This window comes from Microvirga sp. Mcv34, from assembly GCF_024519725.1.
In the GTDB taxonomy this organism is placed as follows: Bacteria; Pseudomonadota; Alphaproteobacteria; order Rhizobiales; family Beijerinckiaceae; genus Microvirga.
Genome location: NZ_JALJRK010000130.1, coordinates 1 through 8,600, shown reverse-complemented (window position 1 = coordinate 8,600; position 8,600 = coordinate 1). Strand labels below are relative to the sequence as shown.

Sequence of the window (8,600 nt, the reverse complement as noted above, 5' to 3'; positions counted from 1 at the left end):
TTCTTGATCAGCACGCCGGCCCCGGCGCCGCGGCCGACGCCGACCATGATCGACATCGGAGTCGCGAGACCCAACGCACACGGGCAGGCGATGATCAGCACCGCCACGGCCGCGACCAGGCCATAGGAGAATTGCGGCTCGGGTCCCCAGATCATCCAGGCGGCGAAGGCCAGCACGGCCACCCCGATCACGGCCGGGACGAAGTAGCCGGAGACCTGGTCGGCGAGACGTTGGATCGGAGCCCGACTGCGTTGGGCCTCGGCCACGAGCTGGACGATCTGCGACAGCATGGTGTCGCGTCCAACCTTCTGGGCCTCGATCACCAGTCCGCCGGATTGGTTCATGGTGCCGCCGATCGCCTTGGCCCCGACCTCCTTGGTCACCGGCATGGACTCGCCGGTGACCATCGACTCGTCCACTGCACTGCGTCCCTCGGCGACCACGCCGTCAACCGGCACCTTCTCGCCCGGGCGGACACGCAAGCGGTCGCCGACTTGCACGGTGTCGAGCTGGACCTCCTGCTCGGTGCCGTCGGGCATGATCTTGCGGGCCGTCTTGGGCGCAAGGTCCAGGAGAGCCCGGATGGCGCCGCTTGTGGTTTCGCGGGCGCGGAGTTCGAGCACCTGTCCGAGCAGCACGAGGACGGTGATGACGGAGGCCGCTTCGAAATAGACCGCGACGGCACCCTCATGGCCGCGGAAAGCCGCCGGGAACACGTCGGGTGCCAGCGTCGCGACCATGCTGTAGACCCACGCCACGCCTGTTCCCATGGCGATCAGGGTGAACATGTTCAGGCTGCGGTTCACAACCGACTGCCAACCGCGGACAAAGAACGGCCAGCCGGCCCACAGCACGACCGGAGTTCCCAAGAGCATCTGGATCCAGTTCGAGGTCTGTTGGCTGATGTAGTGGCTGAGGCCGGTCAGGTGACCACCCATTTCCAGGGCTACCACCGGAATGGACAGCACAAGGCCGATCCAGAAGCGTCGGGTCATGTCGACGAGCTCGTGGCTGGGGCCCGTCTCCGCCGTCCCCACGACGGGCTCGAGCGCCATGCCGCAGATCGGGCAGGAGCCGGGGCCCACCTGCCGGATCTGGGGATGCATCGGGCAGGTGTAGATCGTGCCCTCGGGAACGGCTTCAGCCTTCAACTCAGGCTTCTGCGCGACATACTTGGCAGGCTCGGCCATGAACTTCGACTGACAGCCCGACGAGCAGAAGTAATAGGGTTTGCCCTCGTACTGGGCCCGATGTGGGGTTGCGTGCGGGTCGACCATCATCCCGCAGACCGGATCCTTCACCTTGCCGGTATCCGCCGCGGGCTCATGGTGATGACCAGCGTGGGCGCCATGATCGTGATGGTGGGCGTGATCTCTGGTCGTTGGGCTGTGGGTCATGGCGGTTCTCCGCTAATGCCTCTATGCGATATGAGAAGCCTGGGGCTTCCCATGATGGGAAGGTCAAGCACCCCGGTCGGAGCGCTTTCCAGCCGGTGCCGGGGAGGAGAGCCCTCCGGCAAACATGGTCTCGAACAGGCGCTCGGCCCAGGCATCCCGGATCCTCCGGCTTGCCTCGATCACGCGGGTGACATCGCCGAACCAGGCCGCCTCCGCCGCCTTGAACGGGTTGTCCGGCGGGAGCGCCGCATGATCCTGCTCCATCGCCGCCAGCGTACGGACGCCGCGCATCCACGGATTGAAGGCCTCCGCGAAGATAGTGCGGCTCACGCGCATGGGATGCAGCGCCTCGACCATGGCCGCAGACCATGGCGTCACGGCGGCCTGGATCCAGGGGCTCACGAAGGTTCGGTACGCCGCCTCGTCGGCCTCGGACATCGCCCGAACGCGCTCGAAGGAGCTCCTGGGATAGTCGAACCGCAGATCCTCGACGCGCTGCTCCTCAAAGGTAACCTCAAGCGATCCTTCGGTCCCATCCGTGGGAACCCCGATCCTCATCTCGTAGAGGCCGGGCTCCAGCTCCTCGATCCGGGAGAGATTCGCAAGGATCGCGCGGTGCTCCAGGTTGGCCACCTTGGCGGATACGAAGATCCCGAGATGCCCGACATGCGGATTGGTGAGATAGACGATCCGCTGCCCGGCCCGCTTGAGGTCGTCCGTGCTGACATACACGGCGGGGATCCAGCCGAGCGCCTGGTGCGGCGGCGTGATGTTGTCGCCGTACGAGGCAAAGATCACCAATGGGTTCCTGATCCGACGCAGGTCGACATGACAGCCGTCGCAGACCTGCACGAGGCCTTCCTCCAGCCGGTTGCCGACGAAGAGGTTCTCGACGATGGCGACGATTTCCTCCCGGCTGAGGAAGTAGAAGCCGTTCCACCAGCGCTCGAATTCCAGGAACCGCTCGCGCTCGGTCTCGATGTGGGTGAACAGGTTGGCGTACTTTTCCCAGACGGCCTCCGGCTTGAGGTTTTCGAAGTTCTGGACGAGCCAAGCTCCGTCGAAGCGTCCCTGACCAATGTCGGCCAGCAGATGGACAAGCCAGGCACCGCCCACGAAGCCGCCGGCGATCCGCATCGGGTTGATGCCCGCTTCCCCTGCCCAGTACGACAGGGGCGAACCGTTGAGGACGGCAGGCCCGACCAGCCCGGCGCAGTCGGCGGCGAGGATCGTGATCGCCCATCCGGCCTGGCAATTCCCGTACAGGATGGGGGGCCGCCCCTCGTGCCGCGCGGTGACCTCCTCGACGAAGCGCCGGAGGCTGTGCAGAACATCCGGCAGGGTCTGGCCCGGGACCGGCTCGGGAGCGAATGCCACGAAGTAAACCGGGTGACCCGCCCGGAGCGCCAAGCCGACTTCGGAGTCGCGTTTGAAGCCACCGATCCCGGGACCATGTCCGGCGCGCGGGTCGAAGACGATCACCGGAGGTTTCGTCGGGTCGACGCAGTCCGCGAGGCAATCCTCGCCAACCCGGGTGATACGCAGGAGCGAATAGTTTGTTGGAGGTTTGCAGTGGCCCGCGTCGAGTATGATCTCGTAGTCGAAATCGAGAAGCGGAGGCTTGCCGGCACGGTCGTGGGCCAGCATGTTGTCGCCCCGCTGCCGGAGCGTGTCCAGGAACAGGATCGACCGCTCACCGACGTCTTTCATGTACATCCAGAAATCACGCTGCGCCATTTGCCCGCCGACCGGCCGAAGGTCCGGTGTGGGTTCCTGCTGGCGACCCGCTTGTTGTGTCGAGGACCGAAGGCCGCGCGACCCGGCTGTTGGTTTGCCAACGACCTGGAGCGGGAGCTCGGCAGACGCTACCTCAAATTCGTTCAATGCCATAACCCTCACTCTTCGTCCCTGGGAGATCGCAATAGAACAGGTTGCAGGCTGGAAGGCCTTGATCTGGCGCAAGTGGAGACGCCCTCGCAACATCGTCTGAGCTGCATCCAGCCGAATTGGACTGGGCCTTTCACCTTCACGAGGCTCCCGGCGGGGCGAAGAAGCAGATGATCCGCTTGTCGGGGCGCTCACAGAGGTGGAACAAGCTGTCGGGCGAGAGCCTTGCCGTAGCTCTTGGCACGATCCGGCCGTCCCACAGCTGCCATCCTCCAGGTGTTTCAAGAACCGTCTCACCCTTGGCTTCCTCCAGATGCCTGCAATCCCTCTGGCTGCAGCAGGCGACTGGGTACCAGTCGTGCGCCACCGCTCCGGAGACGCCCAAGGCGGCCATCGAGGTAACGAGGCTGAGAAGTGCGCGGCGCGACATGAGGGCTTCCCGGTGATTGGCTGACGCAATTGAACCGAGGCCCGGACCGGGCCTATCCTCGCCCGATCCGGTCTGTAACCTTGCCGTCCATATGAAGGTGGATTGAGGCTACTGAGCGACCTTCCTTCCACTCGCGTCGAATTGCTTGAGATATGCGATCAAATCGTTGACTCTCTGCTCGTCCTTCAGGCCTGCATAGATCATTTTGGTGCCTGGTACCTTGGCGCGAGGATCTTTGATGTACTCCCTGAAGGTGGCTTCATCCCAGGTCAGGCCTGAATTCTTGTTGGCGGGAGAGTAGTTGTAGCCCTCGACGGAACCCGAATGACGCCCGATGAGGCCGTTCAGCACGGGCCCCACGGCGTTTTTAGCGTTTTCTCCGATCTGGTGGCAGGCTCTGCATTGCGCAAACACCTTCTCGCCAGCGGCGGCATCCTGAGCCTGGGCATGGCTGAGCCCAGCGAGCAGCAGGGCGCCAGAAAGAGCAACAGAGCGCATGAACTTATCCTTCATTCCAATGGGCGTGGCTGGATTTCATCTTGGCAGCCGCACGCCGGAGGCCGCCGAGAGCAAGTCGGGCAACAAGACCGCGCGGGTCTCAGTCACTGGCCGGAGCCGCTCGGTGCCGATCAGCTCGCGCTTGTTGTGCGGTCATGTTCCCGTTTTCCCGTTCGGCTTGTTCGTGCGGAATGCACCGCCTCAGAACCAGCCGAACGTCATGGCTGCCACGGCGAAATATCGTGCTGTCTTGGCGACAGCCACGATGGCGACGAAGATCAGGAACGGCTCGCGCAACACGCCAGCCACAATCGTCAGGGGATCCCCGATGAAAGGGAGCCAGCTCAGGAGCAGGGACCAGCGTCCATAGCGATGGTACCAATGCTCGGCTCGCTCGATTGTTTCGCGCTTGACCGGGAACCACGGGCGGCCCTCAAATCGGGACAAGAGGCGTCCCACGAGCCAGTTCACCGCCGAACCAAGGGTGTTCCCGACACTCGCCACCAGGATCAGAAGCCACCACTGATAATGCTCCGTGATAAGCAATCCGAACAACACGACTTCGGATTGGAACGGGAGAACCGTCGCCGACAGGAACGCGGCGAGAAGAAGACCGCCATATTCCAGGACGTGGTTCAACCCGTTGTCCCCCGATGAGCACCGGCGCCTGGGTGCATGAAGCGCACTGACAGAATGTCGGGCAGCTGTTCGTCTCCTGGGCGTCGTTCCACCGGCCGAGCGTCAATCCTGGCCCGAGCGGACGGCGGCAGAAGGCGCAGGAACCGTTTGGACACGACCACCCCGAGGTTGGCCTCTTTGGAGCGCCGCTCCATGCGTGGCAGCGCGTTCATCGCTGGCCCCAGCACGGTGAACTCGGCGCGCCTGCCATCATCGAAAACCCCCGCGAGGACGGAGCCGCAGTGCAGCGTCGCGATGACGTGAACACCTGCTGGTGCATGCGCGTGGCTTTTCCATGTGTCCAACGGGCGCAGGATCTCGCATGCTGCATCAAACGCATGAGCAGCTTGCTGTTCGGGTGTTCCATGGAGGAAGACGGCAAGCACACCGTCGCCGAGATACTTGTCGACAATTCCGTTATGGCGAGAAACGGCCCCATGGACGAAACGTCTGAAGGCCATAAGATCGCTGATGACCTCCTGGCTTGGTCGACTTTGGGTCAACGCGGAGAAACCACGGATATCAACCAGCAGCAGACAGGCATGACGCTCAGCGATTTCCGCCGCCTCATCGCCTGTGACCACCTCGGTCGCCACCCCCTCAGGCAGGAAACGTGACAGGAGCATTTGGTCCCATTGAGCCCGCAGAATGGTGGACCAAGCCATTCGCATTCGGCGCACGGCATAAAAAACAAATCCAGCCGCTGCTGCAAACGAGATGAATGCAAGTGCCTGCCGCGCGGCTAACGCGCTTGGGCTTCTTGGGGCTGGCAGGGCCTCAGGTCCGACGAGCAGCGTGAACGATGCGATCCATCCAAGGAGAACAATGCCAGCGAATGCGGCCACAAGGTCACGCCGCAACCGCAAGCCTGTTTGGATGAGAAGCAGGAAGGCGGGAAACAGACTGACAGCGTCGGTCGCAAGAAGCATGTCATGCGCATCGCGGGGCAGATGATCCGCGATCACGTAGACCGCCAGTCCTGCATCCGTCACCGTGGCAACCCACGGCAACCACGCCCAACTGGCGGTGAAACGTGACGATAGCGCCAGTGCGATTGTCGTCAGCCAGTAGATTGCCAGGACGATCCAATGACCTTCCCGGTGGCCATGGCCATACTCCAGCAATGCCGCCGCGCCGAGGATCGCCAGAACCAGAAACCGCGGCACGAGAGCCTGCCGGTCGAAGTCATTTTCCAAATACTCCGGCAGGTCGTCGGATCGCCGTTGATCCTTGCTCGCTTGGCTGGCTCCAGTCGCCAACCAAGCTCCCGGTACGTGAGGGCCGACGAGGCGGGACAGGTTCAGCATCCAACGCGGCGGTCTGAAGTTGTTGCAGGAGATTCGGCTGCTCCCACCACGCTCGGAGTGTTAGCTTTGGCAGTCGAGCCTGTGGTCACCGGCCCAACGTGGAGCGACATTGGGCTCTCAAAGGTGTCGAGAACGAGCCGCGCGTTAATGGTGGAATCCGGCTCAAGATCCTGGGTTAGTGGGCCGACCTCGATCCAGATCCTTCTGCCATCCAATTGCTCAGTTGCGCCGGGCCTGACCGGCAACGATCCGATGTCACCGCTATGGGCTTGTCCAAAGGACCCCATGATCCGCGCCGGCTCGCCACCTGGCATCTGCAGTCCGGTGATGAGGATGCGGTCGCTCCCTGCGTTTTCAATCGAGAAGGTGATGATGGTTGATTCACCGGCGCGGGCCGGGGTGGCCGCGATATTGGAAAGCGCCACTTCGCCGAGGACGGCCCCCTCGTCGTCGGCGACCGCGGAGCAAGGCAGGAAAATGGAATAGATCGAGACTGCCGCGGTGGCCGCAACACCAACGAAAAAATTACGCAATTTGTGCACTGAAATTATCCTGTTTTAACGGTTGGTTGTCGCCGGCCACTGCGGTGGTTCCATGAACGCAGCAGCCGACGACCCGCCTGATATGAGCAAGCGGAACAAGGTGACTAGCGACCTTTCCGGATGCTGATAACAGAGATCTGACCGTTGACGCGGTCAGCCTGGAACTGAACTTTGTCGCCGGCCTTCACGCCCTTCAGGAGTGCTGGATCCTGGACGCGAAACACCATCGTCATGGCATCCATGTTGAGGTTGGGGATCGCGCCATGATCAAGCGTGATCTTGTTCTGAGCCGTGTCGACCTTTTCGACCGTTCCGGAAACCACCGGGACTTGGCTTGGGGCTGGCGCGGGTTGCGCCGGGGCTGCGGGAGCCGGTGCAGTTGGAGCCGGAGCGGCCTGCGCCGTTTGGGCCCCGCGCTGATCCAGTGGTCCGGATCCATGAGGCGGCTGGTCCAGGCGGGCGCGATAATTCGCCTGCCGATTGCGGACCTGCCATTCCTTCAGTTCGGAAATCTGCTTTTGCTCCTCATCAAGGATCTTCTGTGCGACCTGGCGGAGCTGCTCGTCCGCGCCGTGCTCTAGCTGGGTTCGGGCGAGGAAGATCAGGTCTTCATGGTGGGCAATGAGAATCGCGGCGAAATCCTTATCGGGATCGCCGGTGAGCTTCATGTCCTTAAACCGGTCGTTCATGACCTCACGGACGCGTTCATAGGCGGCCGGCGCCCCTGCAGCGGGCTGGGCCTGCGCAGAAAGGATTGGGCCGACAAAAACCAATGCAGTGGCCGTGAGGGTGGCGATCATGCGTTTCATCGCAGTTCTCCTAAAGCGGGGGAGCCGCCCCGCATCGGTGGGTCTCGGTCACCGATTGCGGGGCGGCCGGGGCCTTATTTGCCCTTCTTGATCGACGTGACGGAGATCTGGCCGTTCACGCGGTCGGCGGTGAACTGCACCTTGTCTCCAGCCTTCACATCTTTGAGCAGGGCCGGATCCTGGGCCCGGAACACCATGGTCATGGCATCCATGTTGAGGTTCGGGATCGCGCCATGGTCGATGGTGATCTTGCTCTGGGCGGTGTCAACCTTCTCGACCGTGCCGGACACGGTCGGCAGGCTCTGCGCGAGGGCGGCGCCGGAGAGGCTCAGGGCCGCAATCAGGCTGATGGCAATACGCTTCATAAGAGACTCCTGTTTCGGATGATGGCGAGGGGATTGAGCCGTCACTTGACGACGACGGTGCCGTGCATGCCGGACTCGTAGTGACCGGGGATCAGGCAGGCGAACTCGAAGGTGCCGGGCTTGGTAAACTGCCACACCATCTCGCCGCCCTTGCTGACAGCCAGGCGCCGGGCATTCGGATCGTCGTGCTCCATGTCCGGGTTCTTCTGCATCTCGATTTTGTGCTTGGCGTTGCTCTCGACGGTGTCGAGGACGAACTCGTGATCGACCTTGCCGTTGTTCTTGAGGACGAACTTGACCTGTTCGCCTTGGCGCACCTCCACCTTGTCGGGGAAGTAGACCATCTTGCCGTCATCGGTTTCCCGCATGCTGATCGACACGATGCGGGCCGGCTTCTTCGGGTCGCCGGGCTTGCCATACGCGGCCTCTTTGTCGTGATGACCAGGTGCTCCCGGGCTGGCGAACACCAGACCGGCCGAGAGGGCAAGAGCCGCGAGGCCGGTGCCAAAGGTCAGGATATGCTTCATCGCTAATGCTCCTTGTCTGCGATGGATCAGTGATTGCTGTGCCCGCCCGCGCTGTTGGCCGCGCGGACGGGACGCTTGCGGGGGTCAACCGCCTTGAACTCGGTTGCCTTGACGCCGCTGTCGGGCGAGGTCGCGCGGGCGGGCTCGGCGAGCTGCTCGC

At 62.9% G+C, this 8,600-nt stretch carries 10 protein-coding genes; all 10 read right to left on the bottom strand.

What is annotated here, in order from left to right:
• On the bottom strand, positions 1 to 1,397 hold a 1,397-nt coding region (locus OC446_RS28180), incomplete at its 3' end, for an HAD-IC family P-type ATPase (RefSeq protein ID WP_410055162.1).
• A 63-nt stretch (positions 1,398 to 1,460) separates the two neighbouring features.
• Positions 1,461 to 3,113: a DUF3141 domain-containing protein gene (locus OC446_RS28175; protein WP_315986557.1), complete on the bottom strand. Its 1,653-nt coding sequence runs from the start codon at positions 3,111 to 3,113 to the stop codon at positions 1,461 to 1,463.
• Positions 3,114 to 3,423: 310 nt separating this feature from the next.
• On the bottom strand, positions 3,424 to 3,714 hold the full coding sequence (locus OC446_RS28170) for a hypothetical protein (protein WP_262032251.1): 291 nt from the start codon (positions 3,712 to 3,714) through the stop codon (positions 3,424 to 3,426).
• Between the two features lie 108 nt (positions 3,715 to 3,822).
• Positions 3,823 to 4,212: a c-type cytochrome gene (locus OC446_RS28165; RefSeq protein ID WP_262032250.1), complete on the bottom strand. Its 390-nt coding sequence runs from the start codon at positions 4,210 to 4,212 to the stop codon at positions 3,823 to 3,825.
• Positions 4,213 to 4,413: 201 nt separating this feature from the next.
• On the bottom strand, positions 4,414 to 4,851 hold the full coding sequence (locus OC446_RS28160) for a YqaA family protein (RefSeq protein WP_262032249.1): 438 nt from the start codon (positions 4,849 to 4,851) through the stop codon (positions 4,414 to 4,416).
• Entirely contained in the window at positions 4,848 to 6,149 is a 1,302-nt protein-coding gene (locus tag OC446_RS28155) for an adenylate/guanylate cyclase domain-containing protein (RefSeq protein WP_262032248.1), read from the bottom strand. Before OC446_RS28155 ends, OC446_RS28160 begins: the two co-directional genes overlap by 4 nt.
• A gap of 41 nt (positions 6,150 to 6,190) precedes the next feature.
• Positions 6,191 to 6,739 (bottom strand): hypothetical protein, encoded by a 549-nt coding sequence (locus tag OC446_RS28150; protein WP_262032247.1) that lies wholly within the window; start codon positions 6,737 to 6,739, stop codon positions 6,191 to 6,193.
• Positions 6,740 to 6,843: 104 nt separating this feature from the next.
• Positions 6,844 to 7,548, bottom strand: coding sequence for a copper-binding protein (locus OC446_RS30930; RefSeq protein WP_315986556.1), 705 nt, complete (start codon positions 7,546 to 7,548; stop codon positions 6,844 to 6,846).
• A gap of 74 nt (positions 7,549 to 7,622) precedes the next feature.
• Complete coding sequence (locus OC446_RS28135) at positions 7,623 to 7,913, bottom strand: copper-binding protein (RefSeq protein WP_262032246.1); 291 nt, start codon at positions 7,911 to 7,913, stop codon at positions 7,623 to 7,625.
• Between the two features lie 41 nt (positions 7,914 to 7,954).
• Complete coding sequence (locus OC446_RS28130; RefSeq protein ID WP_262032245.1) at positions 7,955 to 8,440, bottom strand: cupredoxin family protein; 486 nt, start codon at positions 8,438 to 8,440, stop codon at positions 7,955 to 7,957.
• Positions 8,441 to 8,600: the final 160 nt, after the last annotated feature.